Below are 21,430 nucleotides of genomic sequence, written 5' to 3'. Positions count from 1 at the left end.
CCAGGCGCGCGTCCGCTCCCCCGCGGCGCGCGCCTTTTCACATCGAACAGCATGAAAAAGAAACCGCCGCGACCGATCGATCGCGGCGGGTCGGTAGGTGTGCCGGGAATGTGGCCCCGGCTGGGACTTCAGGCGGTTTCCAGGCCCGTCAGCTTGCGCATCCATGGGGTATCGCGCAGCTCGGCCAGCCCGTCGGAAAGCTGCTCGATCAGGGCCTCGGCGGCCTGCGTCAGCTTCCGCCGGCGCGGCACCAGCAGCCCCAGCTCGAGACCGCCCAGCCGCGTGCCCTCGAGCGCCACGGCGACGATGCTGCCCTCGGACAGTTCGCGCACCATGCCGAGCGGCGTGTAGAAGGCGACGCCGTTGCCTTCGAGGATCAGCGGCTTGAGCATCATCAGGTTGTTGGAGGCGGCGAGCACCCGGCCGGTGCGGTTCAGCACCGAGAGCTCCATCTCGATCAACGAGCGGATCGGAGCGGTGTCGAGTTGCAGGAGCAGGTTGTAGCTGGCGCATTCGGCCAGCGTCACCGAGCGACGCCTGGCCAGCGGATGATCCGCCGCGACCATCGCCATCAGCGGCATCGGGATCGGCGCCACGAACTCGGTGTCCTCGGGTCGCGCGAGGCTGAATGTGATGCCGAGATCGGCTTCGCCCTCGGCGACCATGGTCGCCACGGCGCCATGCGCGCCGCTGCGGACCCGGAAATCGACCTTGGGGTGGGCGCGATGAAACTGCCCGATCTGCTCCGGCAGGAAGCTCACCAGCAGGCTGTCGAGAGAGGCGATCGAAACGGTGCCGGTCTTTTCGCCGCGCAGCGCCCCAAGCTCCCCTTTCAGCACTTCGAAATCGTTGAGGGTCCGGTTCGCATGGGCGAGCAGGATTTTCCCCGCCTGGGTTAGCCGCAGCCCGCCGGGCAGCCGCTCGAACAACGGCGTCCCGAGCTCGTCCTCGACCTTCTGGATCTGTCGGCTGATCGCGGAGGAGGCGACATGCAGCTGCTCGGACGCCGCGCGGATCGATCCAGCACGGGCCACGACCGAGAAATAGCGCAGGAAGGCAGCATGCATGTCGTCGCTCCGACCGGGGTCAGGCGCCCTGCCAAAGCGGGGCCCGCTTTTCGAGAAAGGCGCGAACGCCTTCGTCAGCATCCGCGCTTTTGAGCGCCTTCACAACCGCGGGCAGTTTCATCGCCTGCGCCTCCGACGGGCTCAGATGGCCCGTGCGGTTCACCACCTGCTTGATCGCGCGCAGCGACAGCGGCGCCGAGGCCGCGATGTCGTCGATCCAGCGATTGGTGACAGCGTCGAGTTCGCCCGCGCCCGCCACCTCGTTGACGAGGCCGAAGCGCTCCATTGTGACGGCGTCGATGCGCCGTCCACCCAGCATCACCCCCATGGCGAGGTTGTGCGGGATCTTGCGTTGCAGCATCACCATGCCGCCGTCGAGCGGCATCCGCCCCACCCGCGCCTCGGGGAGGCCGAACTTCGCCGTCTCGGCGGCCACGACGATGTCCGCCCCCAGCACCATCTCGAAACCACCGCCCAGCGCGTAGCCGTTGACGCGCGCGATCAGCGGCACGTCGAGCGAGCGGCGAAACGAGATGCCGCCGAAGCCGTTGGGGCGCGGCGCGGCCCAGTACTCCAATCCCGAGAGCGACGAGTCCTTCATGTCGGCACCGACCGAGAAGGCCTTCTCCCCGGCCCCGGTGAGGACCGCGACGGAGATGTCGTCGCGCTCCTCGATGTCGCACCAGATCCGTTCCAGCGCCGCTTCGGTCTTCTGGTCGACTGCGTTCATCACCTCGGGCCGATCGATGGTGACTCGCGCGATGCGCTCGCGAACTTCGTAATGGACCGTCATGCCACCTGCGCCTTTTTCGGCGCGAGACCTTCGAGGATCTCGTCATTGTGCTCGCCAAGTTGCGGCGGGCCCTGACGGACGCTGAGCGGCGCGGCCGACATGTCGATCGGGCTGCCGACGAGACGGATCTTGCCGGCCTTCGTCTCGCCCGCCTCGATCACCATGTTGTTCACATGCGTCTGCTCGTCATCGAGCGCCTCGGCCAAGGTGCGGACCGGAGCGCAGAGGATGTCGACCTCCTCGAGCCGCTTCAGCCAGTGCTCGCGGCTGTTCTTGGCAAACTCGCTCTTGAAGATCGCTTGAAGCTCCGCGCGATGCGCGGCCTGTGCGTCGAAGTCGCGGAAGCGGTCCTCTTTCGAGAGATCCTCGATGCCGATGGCGGTGCAGATGTTGCGCAGCGGGTTTTCCTTGAACGCACCGACCATGACAAAGGGCTCGGTCGTGGTCTCGAACACACCGGTGAGCGGGAACGCGCCCCAGTTCAGGTCACGTCCCCGCATCATGTGGGCCGCTGCCTCCTGCATCTGCATCGCCAGCATCGAGGAATAGAGGCTGACCGCCACCTGCTGACCCTCGCCGGTCTTCTGGCGCTGCAGGATCGCTAGCAGCACCCCTTGGACCAGATGCATGCCGGCGGTGTAGTCGCACAGCGCGGTCGAGAAGATCGCGCGCGGCAGCTCGGGGTCCGAGCGGCGTTCCATCACGCCGCTCATCGCTTGGGCGAGGATGTCCTGCCCGCCCTTATGCTTGTTGGGGCCCTCGAGACCGAAGCCGGTGCCCACGGCATAGATTATGCCGGGGTTGCGGGCCTTGAGGTCGGCATAGCCCATGCCCATCCGCTCCATCACGCCGGGGCGGAAGTTGTTGACCACGACGTCGGCGCCGTCGATCAGCGCGAGCACCTGGGCGCGGGCCTCCTCCGACTTGAGGTTGAGCGCCAGGCTCTTCTTGTTGCGATTGAGCGAGCAGAAGATCGGGTTGTTGAGCCCGTCCGGGTCGGCGCCCAGCGACCAGCGCGACAGGTCGCCGATCTTCTCCTTTTCGACTTTGATCACCTCGGCGCCGTAATCGGCGAGCACTTGGGTGCAGGAGGGTCCGAGCATCACCTGGGTGAAATCGATCACCTTGATGCCATCGAGGGGGAGGGGTTGGGACATTATTCTGCGGCCTCCATGACGAGGGCGTTGGACGAAGGCACGTCGCCGGGATCGGCACCCTGCGCGCGCATCTGCTTCTGGATCGCGGAGACGTCGGCCTCGCGCACGGTGACGCCGGCGTTGAGTGCGACGGTCGCGGCGACGCCCACCGCCTCGCCTTGCGCCATGCAGGGCGGGATCTCGCGGCTCTTCTTCTGGGCCTGCGGCGTGCAGGAGTAGTGGCGGCCCGCGACGAGCAGGTTGTCGACCTCCTTGGGCACCAGCGCGCCGTAGGGCGTGTAGTAGTCGCGGCCGCGGCAGACGGTGTCGGCGAAGTGGCGACGCTTCATCACGTCGTCCTTGGTGACGACGTACTCACCTTCGAGCAGCCGCGTGGTGCGCACGCCGGTCTGCGGCGCGAAATCGACCACATGGGCCTTCTCGAAGCCCGGCAGGTTCTCGCGGGCGAAGGTCATGAGCCGCTCCATCCGCTTGCGACCCTCGAACTCGGCCCCGGTGAGCCCCTCGACCGTCAGGCCGCTATATTGCGGCATGTGCGGGCAGTTGAGCCAGATCACGCCCGGCAGCGGCGTCTTCAGCCACCAGTAGTTCCAGCAACCGCCGATGATCCGCTTGGCCTCGTGGTCGAGGCGCTGGAATTCCTCGGGGTTGGCATATTGCCAAGCCTCGGCCTTGTCGGTGTCGACATTGCCCCACCGCGAGACAGTGGTGACGATGAAGCTCGCCTCCTGAAACTTGGCACCGGCGGAGGCCGCCACGTCGAGATCGCCCGAGGCATCGATGATCACGTCGCCCATGATCGCCTGGCGGCCTTCCTTGGTCTCGCAGATCACGCCCTTGGCAACGCCGCCCTCAACGATCACCTCGGAGAACCAGCTATGCAGCCGCAGCTTGACCTTGGCCTCCTCCATCAGGTCGTAGGAGACCTTCTTGTAGCCGTCGGGATCGAATGCGGCGGCGAAGCAGACCGGGTGCGGCATCGACTGGGTGTGGAAGTCGAACATCCCCCAGCGCGAATACTTCTTCCAGTTCTCCTGCGTCTCGCGGCGACCGGGCATCCGGTCCTCCTCGGGCGGGGTGTGGCACAGGCCGATCGAGCGCATCCGCTCGATCATCTCCATGCAGATGCCCTTCACCGTGATCTCGGTGTCGTTGTGCATGTCGTCCAAGAGCAGGACCATGCCGCCTGCGGCGAGGCCGCCGAGATAGGGGTAGCGCTCCAGCAGCGTGACCGAGGCGCCGTTGCGGGCGGCGGAGACGGCGGCCGAGATCCCGGCGGGTCCGCCGCCGACCACCACGACGTCGGAGCGGTCGACCACCGGAACGTCGCGCAGACTCTCCCTGAGGGTTTTGTTCAACATCTTGATTCTCCTAAATATCTTGTCGCGCGACGATCAATGGATGTCCGAGGATTTCCAGCGGATCAGCTTGGCTTCGGCAAAGCTCACCAGCGCGAACATCACGACGGCCAAGAGCGCTGCGGTGAAGACGGTGGCATAGAGCAGCGGCGAGCGGAAATTGAAGGTCGCCTCGATGATCAGCGCGCCGAGCCCGAAGTTGGAGCCGATCCACTCCGCCACGATGGCGCCGATGACGCAGGTGGTGGAGGCGATCTTGAGCGCCGCGAAGAGGAAGGGCAGCGAGCTTTGCAGGCGGACCTTCCAGAAGATCTCCCAGTTCGAGGCCGACAGCACCCGCATCAGGTCGAGCGTGGCGGGCGACACCGCCTTGAGACCGCGCACCATGTTCACCAGCGTCGGAAAGAAGCAGATCAGACCGGCAATGATGATCTTTGGCGCGAAGCCGTTGCCGAAGATCAGCACCAGGATCGGCGCCAACGCGATGATCGGGATGGTGTTGACGAAGACCGCGATCGGAAAGAAGGCGCGCTCGGCCGTGGAGTTGTGCACGAACCAGACCGCGAGCAGGATCGCCACGAGGTTGCCCGCCACGAAGCCCAGCGCCGCCTCGAGGAAGGTCGGCCAGAAATTGAGCCACAGCGTGCCGGCATTGTCCTGGAACGCGCCGAGGACGGCGACCGGGCTCGGGGCCATGTATTCGGGCACTTCGAAGAACCACACCACGCCCTGCCACAGGAGCAGCAGACCGGCGACGGCGGCGAGTGCCGGCCCGCGATCGATCGCCGCGTCGAGTACCCGGCTCATCCGCGGCGCGGGCACCGGCATCGGGATTTGGCTTGCCTCGGCCATGTCAGCATTCCTCCAGGAGCTTGCGCAGATGCGCGGTAATCTGGACGAATTCCAGCGTGTCGCGATCCGCCAGTCGCCGCTCGGGGGGCAGCTCGACCTTCATGAATTCCTTCACCCGGCCCGGATGGGCGGCGAGCATCAGCACGTATTGCCCCAGGAAGGCCGCCTCGGGGATCGAATGGGTGACGAAGAGGATCGTGGTCCCGGTCTCCCGCCAGATCCTGAGCACCTCCTCGTTGAGCTTGTCGCGGGTGATCTCGTCGAGCGCGCCGAATGGCTCGTCCATCAGCAGGATCTTCGGCTTGGTCACCAGCGCCCGGGCAATGGCGACGCGCTGACGCATGCCGCCCGAGAGCTCGTACGGCAGCGCGTTCTCGCGGCCCTTGAGCCCGACCAGCTCCAGCAGGTCGCGCGGGTCGGCATGGGCGTCGCCGCCACCGCCCACCTCGAGCGGGAGTTGCACGTTCTCCAGCGCGGTGCGCCACGGCAGCAGCGTCGCGTCTTGGAACACGTAGGAGAAGTTGCGGTCGGCGCGTGCGTCGCGGGGCGACTGGCCCTGCACGTCGATCGCGCCGCGCGCCGCCGGCACTAGATCGGCGATGGCCCGCATCAGGGTCGACTTGCCGCAGCCCGAGGGGCCGAGGATGGTCACGAATGCGCCTTGCGGGATCTCGACCGAGACATCCTTGAGCGCGACGACCGTGCCCTCGGCGAAGGTGACGTCGAGATGGTCGACCCGGATCGCGCCCGGATCAGGGGTGGCAGCGGGATTTCCCGCTGCCGTATGCTGTTCCACCGCGACCATTACGAGACCTCGCGACGTGCATCCGCTGTCATCTCGAGGATCTCGAGCGTCATCACCTCGTTCACCGCCGGCGCGTCGCCGTCGAACTGCCCCAGATCGGCATAGGCGGCGATCTGCGTCTCCCAGTTCTCGCGGTTCATCGTGCCCCAGCCGCTCTCGGCGGTGGCGTCGGTGAAGACGAATTCGAGCACCTTCTCGACCGCCCGCAGCTCGGCCTCGCGGTCCATGTTCGGATAGGCCACGACCAGCAGGTCGACCGCCTCCTCCGGGTTCTCGCGCACATAGTGCCAGCCACGCGCCGTGGCCCGGGTAAAGCCCGCCAGCGACTCGGCCTCCTCGGCGATGGTCTCGTCGGTGGCGTAGTAGACGGTGGCGTAGAGCTGGATGCCGGTGTCCCACAGCATCAGGTCGACACGATCCTCACCCAGCACGTCGACCGCCGCGACGTTGGTCAGCCAGCCGGTCACGGCCGAGGCCTGTCCGGTCATCAGCTGGTTCATGTCCGAACCCATGTTGACGATCTCGACCTGATCCTCGGGGATGTCGTTGGCCGCCAGGAGCGCCTTGAGCAGGATATGCGCGGTGGGCTGCGTGGCGATGGTCTTGCCGATCATGTCCTGCGGCGTGCGGATCGGATCACCGGGCAGTGAGAAATAGGTAAAGGGATGCTTCTGGTAGCCGGCGGCGAACGCCTTGATCGGGATGCCGGCGGCGCGGGCCAGCATGACCGACGGGCTCGATGAGATCTGCCCCACCTCGGCACGGCCTGCCGCGACGGAGCCGACTCCATCCACGTTCGGACCGCCGGGCGTGATCTTCAGCTCGAGCCCCTCGGCCTCGTAGAAGCCCTTGGCTTGGGCCACCACCTCGCCCAGAAGGCCATTGGAGGCGAGCCAGCCCAACTGCATCTCGACCGTCTTGAGCCCGGCGGCGTTGGCGGCGCCGACCCCGACCATGGCGGGAACTCCGGCGGCCATCGCCGCGCCCCCGGAATACCGCAGGAACTGGCGCTTGGTGATCTTGGTGTTCGGCACTGTTCTCGTCTCCCTGTTGCGACGCGCGACATCCCTCCCGACATCGCCTGTCACCGGGATACTGCGGAACCGACCCGTTCCAAGAAAGAACAAATTTTCGGAGCAACTGATCTAATTTCGGCAATACGCGTTAGGGGCGATCATGCTCGGCATTGCTGTTTGGTCCGGCATTCGCCCATGTCTCGGCGACGCAAAGAGCCACCTCCCGGACCCTCCAGACCGCTCGGGCGGCGCAACATTGATGCGCGGCTTTGAAGCGGCCTCGGCCGGCCGCGATGGGCGGGATGCCGCTCATGCACGGCGGGGGCGGGCCCGGCTCGGCTCGTCGCCGGCGATGGAAACGACAGGAATTCGGTGGCGGATCGGCGCCGAGGCACTAGGATCAGGCCCCGGAGGCTCCCTTGACGCGTCGAAGCGGATTGCGGAACGCCCGAACCGGTGCGAATGGCAGCGAGGCCGCGCGTGCCGCGCCGACAGGACGAATTCAGATGACGGCGACGCCGCAGACCCGGATGCGCCGAAGCGCGGCCCCGCCAGATGCCCCGATAACCGAACAGGCAGCCCTCATGAAATTCCGCTTTCCCATCGTCATCATCGACGAAGACTTCCGGTCCGAGAATTCGTCGGGACTGGGCATCCGCGCGCTGGCCCAGGCAATTGAGAGCGAGGGCTTCGAGGTGCTGGGCGTGACCAGCTATGGCGACCTGTCGCAGTTCGCGCAGCAGCAGTCGCGGGCCAGCGCCTTCATCCTGTCGATCGATGACGAGGAGTTCAGCCCCGGCCCCGATCTCGACCCGGCGGTGCTGAACCTGCGCAGCTTCATCGAGGAGGTGCGCTGGAAGAACGCCGACGTGCCGATCTATGTCTATGGCGAGACCAAGACCAGCCGCCACCTGCCCAACGACATCCTGCGCGAGCTGCACGGCTTCATCCACATGTTCGAGGACACGCCCGAATTCGTGGCCCGGCACATCATCCGCGAGGCGCGCAGCTATCTCGAGGGCATCCAGCCGCCCTTCTTCAAGGCGCTGCTCGATTATGCCGAGGACGGCTCCTACTCGTGGCACTGCCCCGGCCATTCGGGCGGCGTGGCCTTCCTCAAGAGCCCGATCGGCCAGATGTACCACCAGTTCTATGGCGAGAACATGCTGCGCGCCGACGTGTGCAACTCGGTCGAAGAGCTGGGCCAACTCTTGGACCACAACGGCGCGATCGGCGCCTCGGAGCGCAACGCGGCGCGGATCTTCAACGCCGATCACTGCTTCTTCGTGACCAACGGCACCTCCACCTCCAACAAGATGGTCTGGCACCACACGGTGGCGCCGGGCGACGTGGTCGTGGTCGACCGCAACTGCCACAAGTCGATCCTGCACAGCATCATCATGACCGGTGCGATCCCGGTCTTCCTCAAGCCGACGCGCAACCATTACGGCATCATCGGCCCGATCCATCAGTCCGAGTTCACGGTCGACGCGATCAAGGCCAAGATCCGCGCCAACCCGCTGCTCGAAGGGGTGGACGCCGAGACCGTCAAGCCGCGCATCATGACCTTGACCCAGTCGACCTATGACGGCGTTCTCTACAACACCGAGACCATCAAGTCGCGCCTCGACGGCTATGTGGACAACCTTCATTTCGACGAGGCCTGGCTGCCGCACGCCGCCTTCCACCCCTTCTATGGCGACTTCCACTCGATGGGGCGCAAGCGTGCCCGGCCGATGCATTCGGTGACCTACGCCACCCAGTCGATCCACAAGCTTCTGGCCGGCATCTCGCAGGCCAGCCACGTGCTGGTGCAGGATTCGCAGGACACCCGGCTCGACCGGCACCTGTTCAACGAATCCTACCTGATGCACAGCTCGACCAGCCCGCAATACTCGATCATCGCCAGCTGCGACGTGGCCGCGGCGATGATGGAGCCGCCGGGCGGCACCGCCCTGGTCGAGGAGAGCATCGCCGAGGCGCTCGATTTCCGTCGCGCCATGCGCAAGGTCGACGAGGAGTTCGGCGAGGAAGACTGGTGGTTCGAGGTCTGGGGCCCCGAGGAGCTCGCCGAGGAGGGCATCGGGGAGCCCGTGTCCTGGGTGCTGAAGAAGACCGACCATGACGGCATGCAGTCGTCGGGCGAAGACAGCTGGCACGGCTTCGGCGACATGGCGCCGGGCTTCAACATGCTTGATCCGATCAAGGCGACGATCATCACCCCCGGCCTCAATCTCGACGGCCGCTTCGAGGAGGCCGGCATCCCGGCCTCGATCGTCACCAAGTACCTCGCCGAGCACGGCGTCGTGGTCGAGAAGACCGGCCTCTACAGCTTCTTCATCATGTTCACCATCGGCATCACCAAGGGCCGCTGGAACACCCTCCTGACCGCGCTGCAGCAGTTCAAGGACGACCACGCCCGGAACCAGCCGATGTGGCGCATCATGCCCGAGTTCTGCGCCAAGCATCCGCGCTACGAGTCGATGGGCCTGCGGGATCTGTGCGAGCACGTGCACAGCCTCTACGCCAAGTACGATGTCGCCGTGCTGACCACCGATATCTATCTGAGCGATCACACCCCGGCCATGCGGCCCAGCGACGCCTTCGCGCATATCGCGCAGCGCACCACCCAGCGCGTGCCGATCGACGATCTCGAGGGCCGGATCACCACCAGCCTCGTAACCCCCTACCCGCCGGGCATCCCGCTGCTCATTCCCGGCGAGGTGTTCAATCGCAAGATCGTCGAGTACCTCAAGTTCAACCGCGAATTCGCGCGCGAATGCCCGGGCTTCGAAACCGACATCCATGGTCTGGTGCAGGAGAAGGGAGAGGATGGCGTGACCCGGTACTACGCCGACTGCGTCGCCGTCTGAACGCGCTTGCGCCGCCCCCACCCGCAGGGCGGCGGCGCAACATCCTGCCACCCGGACAACCGCGGAACAGCAGTCAGAGACATGCGACGAAAGGCCGACCTCCCTCAGAAGACCTGCGTCGCCTGCGGGCGGCCATTCGCCTGGCGCAAGAAGTGGTCCGCCTGTTGGGACGAGGTCCGCTACTGCTCTGAACGCTGCCGCCGCGAGAAGCGGCGACGCAAGGACGGCGATCCACCGGAGCAGCTCTCGGGTGCGAGGCGGATGTGACGGGAAGGTCTAGGCCGGGGCTCTCGAGCATCGCGATGCCTCCCCGCCCTCAATGCCAGTCGACCGGCGCCGCGAAGACGTAACCGGCCCCGTAGACCGTGCGGATCAGCTTGGGATTGCGCGGGTCGTCGCCAAGCTTCTTGCGCAGCCGCGAAACCCGGACGTCGACGCTGCGGTCAAACTGCCCCCCGGCGTCGGCGAACAGCTGCTCGACCAGCCAGTCGCGGCTGACCACCCGGCCCCGGGTGCGCAGAAACAGCTCCAGCAGGTCGGCATCGGCGCGCGACAGGGTGATCGCCGCACCTTCCGGATCGGTGAGTTCGAGCCGGGTGGCGTCGAAGCCCCAATCGCCGAAACGCGCCCGGCACGGCGCCTCGGTCGCGGGCGCGACTGGGGGTGCCGCGCGTGCCATCCGGCGCAGAACGCTGCGGATCCGCGCGACCAGTTCGATCGGGTCGGCGGGCTTGGCGAGGTAGTCGTCGGCGCCCTGCGACAGCCCCTCTATCCGGTCGTCGAGACTGCTGCGCCCGCTCACCACCACGGTGGGAATGCCGCGCGCGGCGAGATCGTCGCGCAGGAATTCGAGCCCGTCGCCATCCGGCAGGCCGAGGTCGAGCACGCAGAGGTCGGGGGCCGCGGTCTCGAGCGCGGTGCGCACCGCCCGGATCGACCGAAACGACCGCGCGGTCATACCGGCGCGTTCGATTTCTCGCTGGAACAGCGCCGCGAGGTCGCGGTCGTCCTCGAGGATGAAGATGGTCTCGCTCATGCCAGACCTCCGCCTTGGATCGCTGCCGCGATGGTCTCGGCGTCGACCGGTTTGCGCAGCAGCCGCACGCTGTCGCGCAGCCGGCTCTCGATCCGGTTGCGGCCGTAGCCGGTGATCAACACCACCGGCAGCCCGGCATCGCGGCCACGAACCCGGCGGGCCAGCTCGATCCCGTCCATCCCCGGCATCGAGACATCCGAGACCAACGCGCCGATCCCCGGCACCGCGGCGATCAGATCCAGCGCCTCGGCGGCGCCTTCGGCTTCGAGGACCTGCGCCCCGATCGCCACGAGATTGCGGCTGAGCGTGGCGCGTACATCCGCATCGTCATCGACCAGCAGCACTAGCCGCCCGTCGAGCCTTGCGGCGGTCGCCGAGGGCTGGATCTGGCGTGCCTCGGCCCCTTCGGGCGCAGCGGGCAGCGTCAGGACAAAGCACGTGCCGCGTCCCGGCGCGCTTTCTACCGCAATGCGGCCGCCCGAATCTGCGACGAAATTCTGAACCATGGTCAGGCCGAGCCCGGTGCCGCCCCGCCCGGCCTTGGTCGAGTAGAACGGCTCGAAAAGCCGCGCCTGGGTTTCGGCGTCCATGCCGGTGCCGTCATCCTCAACCCGGATCTCGATCTCGCCTGTGGCGGTGGCAATGCTCGACAGCCTTATCGTGCCGCCCCCGGCGCAGGCATCGGCGGCGTTGATCACCAAGTTGATCAGGCTGGTCTCGAGCAGCGCGGGGTCGGCATGGGCGGCGGCGGTGGCGCCGGGGGCCACGTCGAGCACGATCCCGTCGCCGAGGCTCGGCCGCACCAGCTCGGCCACGCCATGCAGCGTCTCCGGGATCGACACCGCGACCGGCGACAGCGGTTGGCGCCGGGCCACCGACAGCAATCGCCGCATCAGCTCGGCGCCGCGGCGGCCGGCGCGGATCGCCGGGTCGAGCATCTCGGCGGCGAGTGCCTCGTCACCGATCCGATCGCGCATCGGGGCGAGATTGCCCAGAATGATGGTCAGCAAGTTGTTGAAGTCATGCGCGATCCCCGACGAGAGCTGGCCCAGCATCTCCATCTTCTGCGCCTGCATCAGCGCCGCCGCCGCGGCCTTCTCACGGGTGACGTTGACGGTGAGAAGATAGAAGCCGAGCACCGTGCCGTCATGCGCCCGATCCGGACGCAGCAAGGTCCGGGTCTCCAGCGTCCGGCCGTCCGGAAAGGTGATCGGGATGTCGAAGGCCAGCGCCTCACCCTTCGCGCCGCGGTCGAAATAGGTGCCGACGCGGGCCATGGTATCGGGCGTCAAGACCTCGGCATCGCGGCGGCCGATCACCTGCGCCGGGTCGAGGCCGTAGGCCTGCGCGAAGCGCCGGTTGGCAAAGCGGAACACCGCGTCGCGATCGAGATAGGCGATCCCCGCCGGCACTTCGTTGGCGATCACCCGCACCCGTTCGTCCGAGCGGCGGAGCTGCTCGGTACGGCGCAGGATCCGCCGCTCGAGATCGAGCTCGCGGCGGCGCTGGGCCGTGATGTCGGTGTAGAGCGTCGCGAAACCACCGCCGGGCAGCGGCCAGCCCGACACCTGCAAGACCACGCCGTTGGGCCGGACCCGCTCGAGGCTATGCGCCTCGAAGCGGCGGGCGGCCGCGACCCGCTCGGCCACAAGCGTGTCGAGATCGCCGGCGCCGTATTCGCCGCGCTCTGCGTTCCAGCGCACCAGATCCTCGAACCGGGCCCCGGGCTGGCCGAACCGCTCCGGCATCTGCATCAGTTCGAGAAACCGGTCATTGGCGAAGATCAGCGTCAGATCGCTGTCGAACAGGGTGATCGCCTGATCGATGCGGTTCAGCCCGGTCATCAGCGTCCCGAGAATATCGGTCTGCACGCGGTGGTCCCCCCTTTGGTGCCGCCCGGCCTCCCCTGCCGATAGCGGGCGCAGACTGGCCGCTCGTTACAAATCCCGCAACCGGCAACATTCTCGTAACAATCGCCCGACAGCTTGCCGGCGAGGATATGGGAGGTCCGCAGGCAGGATGGCGAAGTTCTACGACGCACTCGAAGCGCGCGATCAGCAGGAGCGGGAGGCGGCGCAGTTCGCCGCGCTGCGCGAGGTACTTGGCCATGCGAAGGCCACGGCACCCTATTGGCGCGAGGCCCTCGCCCAGTTTGATTGCGACGCCGTCACCGACCGCGCCGCGCTGGCCCGCCTGCCGGTGCTGCGCAAGTCCGAGCTGCCCGAGCGGCAGGAGCGGACCCCGCCATTCGGCGGGCTGGCAACGCGGCCGGCCGGCGGTTTCCGTCGGGTCTACCTGTCGCCCGGCCCGATCGCAGAGCCAGAGACCGACGCGCCGCACTGGCATTTCGAGCGGGCGTTGCACGCGGCCGGCATCGGGGCGGAGGACGTGGTGGCGAACTGCTTTGCCTACCACATGACGCCGGCCGGGATCATGTTCGACCACGCCTGCGCCGGGGTCGGCGCGACCGTGTTTCCCGCCGGGATCGGCAATACCGATCAGCAGGTCGAGGCGATCGAGCGGCTCGGCATCACCGCCTATATCGGCACCCCCGACTTCCTGCGCACAATCCTCGAGAAGGCCGATGCCAAGGGCGTGGATACGGGCGCGGTGAAGAAGGCGCTGGTCACCGGCGGCCCGCTGTTCCCGGCCCTGCGCGACTGGTACGCGGCCCGCGGCATCGCGGTGCGCCAGTGCTACGGCACCGCCGAGCTCGGGCTGATCGCTTACGAGACCACGCCGGGCGACGGGCTGGTGACCTCCGAGCAGGCGATCGTCGAGATCGTCCGCCCCGGCACCGGCGATCCGGTGGCCGAGGGCGAGGTCGGCGAGGTTGTCGTCACCACCTTCAACCCCGCCTATCCGCTGATCCGGCTCGCGACCGGCGATTTGTCCGCGATCATGCCGGGCCAGAGCCCCTGCGGCCGGACCGCGCCGCGGCTGCGCGGCTGGATGGGCCGCGCCGACCAGACCACCAAGGTGCGCGGCATGTTCGTCCATCCGGCGCAGGTGGCGCGGACCGTGAAACCCTATCCCGAAATCGGCCGCGCCCGCCTTGTGGTGCGCGAGACCGAGGGGCGCGACTCGCTGACCCTCGAGGTGGAAAGCGCCCAGCAGGGCGACGGGCTGGCGCAACGCCTCGGCGAGGCGCTGCGGGCGGAATGCCGGCTGCGCGGCGAGGTGGTCTTCCACCCGCCGGGCAGCCTGCCGAACGACGGCAAGGTGATCGACGACCAGCGCGACATCGCGGTCTGAACGCCGGCCGCACGACATGCAATGACGGGGCACGCCGGCTGGGGAGAGCCGGCGCCCCCGCCTAGGGAGGACATCGAATGGACCATTTGAGGCAGGCGCACCGACGCCCCGGGAGGATGGCGTGAGCGAACCGGTGCTGCAGTGCGAGAACATCAACCGCTTCTTCGGCGGCATCCATGCGCTCAAGGGCATCTCGGCCGAGATCCAGCAGGGCGAGATCTTCGGTCTCGTCGGCCCCAACGGCTCGGGCAAGACGACGCTGGTGAACTGCATCACCGGGTTCTACGCCCCGCAGCGGGGCCAGATTCTGTTCGAGGGCAAGCAGATCAACGGCATGCGACCGCATCGCATCGCCGCCAATGGCATCGCCCGGACCTTCCAGAACGTGGCCCTGTTCAAGGGCATGAGCGTGCTCGAGAATATCCTGATGGGTCGGCACATCTTCATGAACCCGAACCCGCTGGCGGCGCTGTTCTACCCGTTCTGGGCCGCGAAGGAAGAAGTCGCGCACCGCCGCAAGGTCGAGCAGATCATCGACCTGCTGCAGCTCGAAAGCGTGCGTGACGAGCATGTCGAGGTGATCCCCCTCGGGCTGCAGAAGCGCGTCGAGCTGGCCCGCGCGCTTTGCGCCGAGCCGCGCATGCTCGTTCTGGACGAGCCGATGGCCGGGATGAACCAGGAAGAGAAGGAATACATGGTCCGCTTCATCCTCGACGCGCAGGAGGAGCTGAACCTCAGCGTGTTGATCATCGAGCATCACCTCGACGTGGTGACCTCGATCTGCGACCGCGTTCTGGTGCTCAACGACGGCAACAAGATCGCCGAGGGTCCGGCCCGTACTGCGATGTCGGACCCCGAGGTCGTCGCCGCCTATATCGGGGGGCAAGCCCATGCAGCATGACCCGCAGCCGTCCCGCGACCCGCGCATCCTGCACCCCGACTGGGAGCCGGGCGACACGCTGATCGCGCTTCTGGCGCGCAACGCCCGGACGCATCCCGACGGGATCGCGATGCGCGAACGCGACCACGGCATCTGGCAGCAGACCACCTGGGCCGGCTATCTCGACGCCGTTCTGGCGCTTGCCGCCGGCTTCGAGGCGGCAGGCATCGGGCCGGGCGATATCGTGCTGGTCACCGGCGACAATCGCGCCCGCCTCTATGTCGCGACGCTGGCGCTGACCGCGCTGCGCGCGATCCCGGCGCCGGCCTATTCCGATGCCCGGCCCGAAGAGCTGCTGGACCAGATGATCCGCGAGGGCATCCGCGCCGCGGTGGTCGAGGATCAGGAGCAGGTCGACAAGCTCGAAAGCCTGCGCGACCGGCATCCCGACCTGACGAAGATCTTCTACGACGATCCGCGCGGGCTCGGCGCCAAGGCGCCAGCAGGCGCCGCCGCGCTGGCCGATCTCGCCGAGAACGGCCAGGCCCGGCTCGCCGCCGAGGCCGGGCTGCGCGACGATCTAATCGGCCGCGCGACGGTGTTCGACACCGCGGTCCTGCTGCATTCCTCGGGCACCACCGGCGCGCCCAAGGGCATCCCGCTGCGCCACGGACACGTGCTCTCGGGGGTGCGCAACGCCGCCGCTGCCGGCTATTTCCGCGAGGGCGAGGAGCACATGGCCTACCTGCCGATGGCCTGGGTGGGCGATTTCAGCTTCTCGATCGCCGCCGCGATCGAGCTGCGGTTCACTGTCAACGTGCCCGAGAACCAGGAGACCGCGCTGCACGACCTGCGCGAGATCGCTCCGACGCTCTACTTCGCCTCGCCGCGCGCCTGGTCGGCGATGCTGACGCGGGTCCAGGTCGGCATTGCCGAAACCTCGGGGCTGAAGCGGCGGCTCTATGACCACTTCATGCCCTTCGCGCTCGAACTCGAACGCGCCCGGCTGGCAGGCCGCAAGCCATCGGCGCTGCAGCGGTTCTGGCGCGGCGTCGGCGACGTGGTGATCTACGGCCCGCTGCGTGACCAGCTCGGCCTGCGCCGGGTTGCGCGGCCCTACACCGCCGGTGAGGCCATCGGCGAGGAGGTGTTCCTCTATTTCCGCGCGCTCGGCCTCAACCTGCGTCAGTTCTACGGCCAGACCGAGAACTGCGCCTTGGCCGTCGCGCAGTCGAGCGACGACATCAGCCTGACCACCGTCGGCCGCCCCTTCCCCGGGGTCGAGGTGCGGATCGACGAGACCGGTGAGATCCTGCTGAAGGGTGGCAACATCTTCGACGGCTACTTCGAGAACGAGAAGGCCACCGCCGAAAGCCTGCGCGACGGCTGGCTCTGCACCGGCGACGCCGGGCAGTGGAGCGATGACGGGCAGCTGATGGTGCTGGGCCGGTTGTCGGAGGTGATGCACAAGGCCGACGGCACGAGGTTCATCCCGACCTATCTGGAGAACCGGCTGAAGTTCGCCTCGGCGATCCGCGATGTCTGCGTCATCGGCAAGGACCGCGCCTTCCTCTCGGCGATCGTCTGCATCGACTTCGCGGCAGTCGGGCAATGGGCGCAGGAGCGCGGCCTGTCCTACACCTCCTATGCCGAGCTGTCGCAGCGGCCCGAGGTGCTCGAACTGGTGCGCCGCGAGATCGCCCGGCTCAACGACGCGGTTCCGGCCGAGCTGTCGATCCGCCGCTTCGTGAACCTGCACAAGGAATTCGACCCCGATGACGGCGAGGTGACCCGGACCCGCAAGCTCAAGCGCGGGGTGATCGACGCGCGCTACGGGCAGATCATCGACGCGGTCTATGCCGGTCACGACGAGATCGAATACGAGGCGCGCATCACCTACGAGAGCGGCGAAACCGGGGTGCTGACCCGGGTTCTGAAGATCGGCGACCTGGACGGAGGGCAGCACTGACATGGCCTATTTCATTGAACTTCTGGTCAACGGTGCGCTGGTCGGGCTGATGTATGCATTGGCCGCCCTCGGCTTCGTGCTGATCTACAAATCGGCCGGGGTGCCGAACCTGGCGCAGGGCGCGCTGGTGATGATGGCCGCCTTCCTCGTCTGGTATCTCGGCTCGCTCGGCCTGCCGATCTGGATCGCGATCCTGGCCGGCGCGGCGCTGATGTTCGGCTTCGGCCTCTTGGTCGAGCGGCTGCTGCTGCGGCGCATGGTCGGACAGCCGGTGATCATGGTGGTGATGCTGACGCTCGGGATGGAGATCCTGCTGCGCGGGCTGATCCCCGGCGTGTTCGGCGCCTCGCCGAAATCGATCGACCTCGGCATCGGCCTCGCGCCGGTGATCGTCGCCGACGTGTTTATGAACCGCGCCTACCTGATCGGCGGGCTGGTCGCGCTGCTGCTGATCGGCGCCTCGATGCTGTTCTTCCGCACCCGGCTCGGCACCAAGCTACGCGCGGTCTCGGACGACCACGTCGCCAGCTGGGCGGTCGGTCTGTCGGTCGAACGGGCGATCGGGCTGTCCTGGGGCATCGCCGGCATCGCGGCGGTCGGCGCCGGGGTGCTGTGGGGATCGGTGCAGGGGGTCGACTGGACCCTGTCGACGCTGCTGTTCCCGGCGATTGCCGTGGTGATCCTCGGCGGCATCGACTCGATCAAGGGGGTGCTGGTGGGCGGCCTTGCCGTGGGCATCCTCGGCAGCGTCATCCCCGGCTATCTCGACGCCTATGCGGGGGGCAGCACGCGCGACGTCGTCACCTCCGTCATCATCCTGCTGACCATCCTCGTGCGGCCGCACGGGATCTTCGGCCGCGAAGACATCGAGAGGATCTGAGCCATGTTCTACCGTCTTTCCGGCGTGCGCCACACGAGCTACCCGGCCGCCCGTCAACTCTGGCCGATCGCGGCCGATCGGTGGCAGGTCGGGGTGCTGGCGCTGCTGGCGCTGCTCGCGCCGCTGCTGATCTCCGATCTCTATCTCGGCAGCTACGCCCTGCCCTGGCTGATCTGGACCGCGGCGGCCCTCTCGCTGTCGCTGCTGATGGGGCTTGGCGGGCAGCTGCATTTCGGCTTTGCCGCGGTGATGGCGATCGGCGCCTACAGCTCGATCCACCTCGCCCGCGGCGGCGTGCCCTTCGAGTTCGCGCTGCTCGGCGGCGGTCTCACGGCCGCGGTGATCGGCACCGCCTTCGGCGCCGCGGCGCTGCGGGTGAAGGGCCTCTATCTGGTGATGGCGACGCTCGCCATGCAGTACCTCGTGGACTGGGTGATCTCGAACGTGCCGGCGATCTCGGGCGGCGCGCAGGCGACGCTGCGCACCCCGGAGGTCTCGTTCCTGTGGATCCCGATCGACAGCCTCGACGCGCGCTACTACGTCGCGCTGCTCTGGACCGTGCTGATGACGCTGTTCTTCCTGAACGTGAAGCGCACCAGCTTCGGCCGAGCGCTGGCGGCAATCCGTGACAAGGACTTCGCCGCGGCGGTGATCGGCGTCGATCCGTTCCGCACCAAGCTGACGGCTTTCATGACCGCGTCCTTCGCGGGCGGCGTGTCCGGCGCGATCCTGGCGTTCTGCTACTACGGCGCGGTGACGCCGGAGCAGTTCGGCTTCAACGTCTCGATCCAGCTCGTCGCGATGGTGCTGGTCGGCGGCCTTGGCAGCGTCGTCGGCGGCTATCTCGGCGCCGGCTTCGTGCTCTTGGTGCCGATCGTGCTGACCAACTTGATCGCCGGTCTCGGCGCGGCGGGCTGGTTCTCGATCTCGCAGAACCTGACGGCGCATCTGCCGCTGATCTTCTACGGCGGTATGATCATCGGCTTCCTGCTGTTCGAGCCGCTCGGCCTCGCCAAGATCTACGACAACATTCGGAAATACTTCCTGGTTTGGCCGTTCCGCCATTCCGGAAGCTGAAGGCCCGAAAGGGCCGTTGAGGGAGGAGGAACCCTATGACGATACTGAAGCGGATCGGGCAGCCGGCGGCGCTGGCACTTGGCTTGGCAGGTGCCGCCGGAGGTGCCGCGGCACAGGACAAGGAGCCGATCAAGTTCGGTCTCCTGCAGGACTTTACCGCCGTCTACACCTTCGTGACCGGCGAGTATAACCAAGGCCAGCAGGACTACCTGACGCTGGTCAACGAGGAAGGCGGCGTCGACGGCCACATGATCGAGGCCATCGTGCGCGATACCGGCAACGAGCCGCAGCGCGGCATCGAGGCCTACAACCGGGCGCGCGAGGAGGGCGCGATCCTGTTCGACTTCCTCTCGACCCCGGTGTCGCGCGGCCTGGTCGACCAGGTGATGAAGGATGAGGTCGTGCTGATCACCCCGCTCCACGGACGCGGCGACGCGGCGGCGGGCGAGACCTTCCCCTACGTGTTCCCGACGATGGCGACCTACTGGTCTCAGGCGGCGATCCTCGCCGACCAGATCAAGTCGAGCGACGGCCTCGAGGGCAAGAAGATCGCGGTGGTGCATATCGACAGCCCGTTCGGTCGCGAGCCGATGCCGGTGCTCGAGAAGATCGCCGAGGTCGAGGGCTTCGAGATCCGCGCCTTCCCCTATGCCAGCCCCGGCAACGAGCAGTCGGCCACCTGGTCCGAGGTGCGCCGCTACCGTCCCGATGTGGTGTTCATCTGGGGCGCCGGCGGCGGCCAGTCGGTGTCGGTTCAGCAGGCGATCCGCAACGGCATCGACCCCGCCGCCATCCGCTCGGTCGTCTGGATGGCCGAAACCGACGCCAACAATGTCGGCGCCGACGCGATGGTCGGCCTGAAGCGGTTCGAGGCGACCGCCACCGGCACCGACAACCCGATCCTCGAGCGCATCGTCGAGAAGGTGATCGAGCCGGGCCTCGGCGCGGGCGACAGCAGCAATGTCGGCTCGAGCTACTACAACATCGGCGTCGCGACGATGACCGTGGCGGTCGAAGCCGCGCGGCTGGCGCTGGAGCGCGAGGGCGCACCGCTGACCGGGCCCAAGCTGAAGGCCGGCTTCGAGATGATCGAGGGCTTCGACGCCGAAGGGCTTATGCCGCCGATCACCATCACCGCCACCGATCACCAGGGCGGCGGCTATGGCCGTGTTTCCGAGTGGACCGGGTCGGAGTGGAAGCCGGTGAGCGACTGGACCACCGCCTATGAGGACATCGTCCACGAGGAGATCGAGACCAGCGCCGCAACCTACGCAGGGGGCAACTGAGCATGAGCGGACTCGCCCTTTCGAATGTCGAGGTCGTCTACGACAAGGTGTTTCTCGCCATCAAGGGCGTGTCGATGGAGATTAAGGAGGGCGAAATGGTCGCCCTCCTCGGCTCCAACGGCGCCGGCAAGAGCACCACGCTGAAGGCGATCAGCGGCCTGCTCGGCCCGGAGCGGGGCGACATCACCCGGGGCGAGATCCGCTTCGGCGACACCGATCTGCGCAGCCTCGGCGCGCCGGCCCGGGTCGATCGCGGTCTGGTCCACGTTCTCGAAGGACGCCGGGTCTTCGGCCATCTGACGCCGGACGAGAACCTCGTCGCGGCCTATCGCGGCGGGCGGGCCGAACGGTCATTCGAGGAGCTGCGCGACGAGGTCTACCGCTACTTTCCTCGGCTCAAGGAGCGGGCCCGCTCCAAGGCCGGCTACCTGTCGGGCGGCGAACAGCAGATGCTGGCGATCGGCCGGGCGCTGGTGACCGAGCCCAAGCTGATCATGCTGGACGAGCCGAGCCTCGGCCTGGCGCCGGTGCTGGTGGCCGAGATCTTCTCGATCATCCGCGAGATCAACCGGAAGCACGGGCTGACCGTGCTGCTGGTCGAGCAGAACGCGGCGGCCACGCTGGAGATCGTCAACCGCGCCTACCTGATCGAGAACGGCCAGATCGTCATGTCCGGCGAGGCGGCAACGCTGAAGGCGAACCCGGACGTCCAGGAATTCTATCTCGGCAGCGGCGGCAAGGTCGATTACCACGCGATCAAGCACTACCGCCGCCGCAAGCGTTGGCTCGCCTGAGCGGCGCGTGACGGAATGGCGTTTCCGTCGAATGACAGTTTTTATGCCGGTCGCTCTGCGGCAGCGACCGGCAACTCATCGGTCTGATGACTTAGGTTCGAAACACAAAAACCGGTGAGACGACGTTCCAGCGGCAGTATTTGCCAGGTCGGCCTGCCCTCTCCTGCGCCCCGCCCCGCCTTTTGGCCTGCTCCCGACGACCAACGCCCCGCGGCTTGAGCCGGGGGGCGTTTGAACTGGTTGCGGGAGCAGGATTTGAACCTGCGACCTTCAGGTTATGAGCCTGACGAGCTACCGGGCTGCTCCATCCCGCGACAGGATGTTTGGCCTGC

At 67.3% G+C, this 21,430-nt stretch carries 18 protein-coding genes and 1 tRNA gene; 9 read left to right on the top strand and 10 right to left on the bottom strand.

The genetic code is table 11. The features are described from left to right. Window positions 1–128: 128 nt before the first annotated feature. The 7 genes from FHS00_RS11135 to FHS00_RS11105 are packed head-to-tail and all read right to left on the bottom strand — an operon-like array spanning window position 129 to window position 7,066. On the bottom strand, window positions 129–1,067 hold the full coding sequence (locus FHS00_RS11135; protein ID WP_183473241.1) for a LysR family transcriptional regulator: 939 nt from the start codon (window positions 1,065–1,067) through the stop codon (window positions 129–131). A 19-nt stretch (window positions 1,068–1,086) separates the two neighbouring features. After that, the gene (locus FHS00_RS11130) at window positions 1,087–1,860 is read right to left on the bottom strand and encodes an enoyl-CoA hydratase-related protein (RefSeq protein WP_183473238.1); all 774 of its coding nucleotides are present in this window, start codon (window positions 1,858–1,860) and stop codon (window positions 1,087–1,089) included. Continuing rightward, window positions 1,857–3,017, bottom strand: coding sequence for a CaiB/BaiF CoA transferase family protein (locus FHS00_RS11125; RefSeq protein ID WP_183473235.1), 1,161 nt, complete (start codon window positions 3,015–3,017; stop codon window positions 1,857–1,859). The genes FHS00_RS11130 and FHS00_RS11125 overlap by 4 nt, the downstream gene beginning before the upstream one ends. Continuing rightward, window positions 3,017–4,378 carry an FAD-dependent oxidoreductase gene (locus FHS00_RS11120; protein WP_183473232.1) on the bottom strand — a complete coding sequence of 454 codons (1,362 nt, stop codon included), beginning with the start codon at window positions 4,376–4,378 and terminating at the stop codon, window positions 3,017–3,019. The genes FHS00_RS11125 and FHS00_RS11120 overlap by 1 nt, the downstream gene beginning before the upstream one ends. A gap of 33 nt (window positions 4,379–4,411) precedes the next feature. Beyond that, window positions 4,412–5,227: an ABC transporter permease gene (locus tag FHS00_RS11115; protein WP_183473229.1), complete on the bottom strand. Its 816-nt coding sequence runs from the start codon at window positions 5,225–5,227 to the stop codon at window positions 4,412–4,414. A 1-nt stretch (window position 5,228) separates the two neighbouring features. Beyond that, window positions 5,229–6,032: an ABC transporter ATP-binding protein gene (locus FHS00_RS11110; protein WP_183473227.1), complete on the bottom strand. Its 804-nt coding sequence runs from the start codon at window positions 6,030–6,032 to the stop codon at window positions 5,229–5,231. Then, the gene (locus FHS00_RS11105) at window positions 6,032–7,066 is read right to left on the bottom strand and encodes an ABC transporter substrate-binding protein (RefSeq protein WP_343064605.1); all 1,035 of its coding nucleotides are present in this window, start codon (window positions 7,064–7,066) and stop codon (window positions 6,032–6,034) included. Before FHS00_RS11105 ends, FHS00_RS11110 begins: the two co-directional genes overlap by 1 nt. Before the next feature lie 566 nt (window positions 7,067–7,632). On the opposite strand from FHS00_RS11105, the gene FHS00_RS11100 reads away from it, so the two are divergent. After that, window positions 7,633–9,921, top strand: a complete 2,289-nt coding sequence (locus FHS00_RS11100; protein ID WP_183473223.1) for an arginine/lysine/ornithine decarboxylase — start codon at window positions 7,633–7,635, stop codon at window positions 9,919–9,921. 81 nt (window positions 9,922–10,002) lie between these two features. Beyond that, window positions 10,003–10,188, top strand: coding sequence for a DUF2256 domain-containing protein (locus tag FHS00_RS11095; protein ID WP_183473220.1), 186 nt, complete (start codon window positions 10,003–10,005; stop codon window positions 10,186–10,188). A 49-nt stretch (window positions 10,189–10,237) separates the two neighbouring features. Here the strand turns inward: FHS00_RS11095 and FHS00_RS11090 are convergent, their stop codons facing one another. After that, a complete protein-coding gene (locus FHS00_RS11090) occupies window positions 10,238–10,957 on the bottom strand; it encodes a response regulator transcription factor (protein ID WP_183473217.1) in 720 nt (239 codons plus the stop codon). Continuing rightward, window positions 10,954–12,828 (bottom strand): PAS-domain containing protein, encoded by a 1,875-nt coding sequence (locus FHS00_RS11085; RefSeq protein ID WP_183473214.1) that lies wholly within the window; start codon window positions 12,826–12,828, stop codon window positions 10,954–10,956. Before FHS00_RS11085 ends, FHS00_RS11090 begins: the two co-directional genes overlap by 4 nt. Window positions 12,829–12,976: 148 nt before the next feature. On the opposite strand from FHS00_RS11085, the gene FHS00_RS11080 reads away from it, so the two are divergent. From FHS00_RS11080 to FHS00_RS11050, 7 genes are all read left to right on the top strand, one after another. Next, window positions 12,977–14,212 (top strand): phenylacetate--CoA ligase family protein, encoded by a 1,236-nt coding sequence (locus FHS00_RS11080; RefSeq protein WP_183473210.1) that lies wholly within the window; start codon window positions 12,977–12,979, stop codon window positions 14,210–14,212. 121 nt (window positions 14,213–14,333) lie between these two features. Continuing rightward, window positions 14,334–15,113: an ATP-binding cassette domain-containing protein gene (locus FHS00_RS11075; protein WP_183473207.1), complete on the top strand. Its 780-nt coding sequence runs from the start codon at window positions 14,334–14,336 to the stop codon at window positions 15,111–15,113. After that, window positions 15,103–17,061 (top strand): AMP-dependent synthetase/ligase, encoded by a 1,959-nt coding sequence (locus FHS00_RS11070; protein WP_183473204.1) that lies wholly within the window; start codon window positions 15,103–15,105, stop codon window positions 17,059–17,061. The genes FHS00_RS11075 and FHS00_RS11070 overlap by 11 nt, the downstream gene beginning before the upstream one ends. Window position 17,062: 1 nt before the next feature. Further along, window positions 17,063–17,941: a branched-chain amino acid ABC transporter permease gene (locus FHS00_RS11065; RefSeq protein ID WP_183473201.1), complete on the top strand. Its 879-nt coding sequence runs from the start codon at window positions 17,063–17,065 to the stop codon at window positions 17,939–17,941. Between the two features lie 3 nt (window positions 17,942–17,944). Then, a complete protein-coding gene (locus FHS00_RS11060; RefSeq protein ID WP_183473198.1) occupies window positions 17,945–19,018 on the top strand; it encodes a branched-chain amino acid ABC transporter permease in 1,074 nt (357 codons plus the stop codon). A 35-nt stretch (window positions 19,019–19,053) separates the two neighbouring features. After that, complete coding sequence (locus FHS00_RS11055; protein ID WP_183473195.1) at window positions 19,054–20,304, top strand: ABC transporter substrate-binding protein; 1,251 nt, start codon at window positions 19,054–19,056, stop codon at window positions 20,302–20,304. A gap of 2 nt (window positions 20,305–20,306) precedes the next feature. Next, window positions 20,307–21,098, top strand: a complete 792-nt coding sequence (locus tag FHS00_RS11050) for an ABC transporter ATP-binding protein (protein WP_183473192.1) — start codon at window positions 20,307–20,309, stop codon at window positions 21,096–21,098. A gap of 237 nt (window positions 21,099–21,335) precedes the next feature. Here FHS00_RS11050 and FHS00_RS11045 read toward each other — a convergent pair. After that, window positions 21,336–21,412 (bottom strand) — tRNA-Met (locus FHS00_RS11045). Between the last annotated feature and the right edge of the window lie 18 nt (window positions 21,413–21,430).

This window comes from Limimaricola variabilis (assembly GCF_014195545.1).
In the GTDB taxonomy this organism is placed as follows: domain Bacteria; phylum Pseudomonadota; class Alphaproteobacteria; order Rhodobacterales; family Rhodobacteraceae; genus Limimaricola; species Limimaricola variabilis.
Note: the sequence above shows the minus strand (reverse complement) of the source record. Positions and strands in the feature narration are given on the sequence as shown.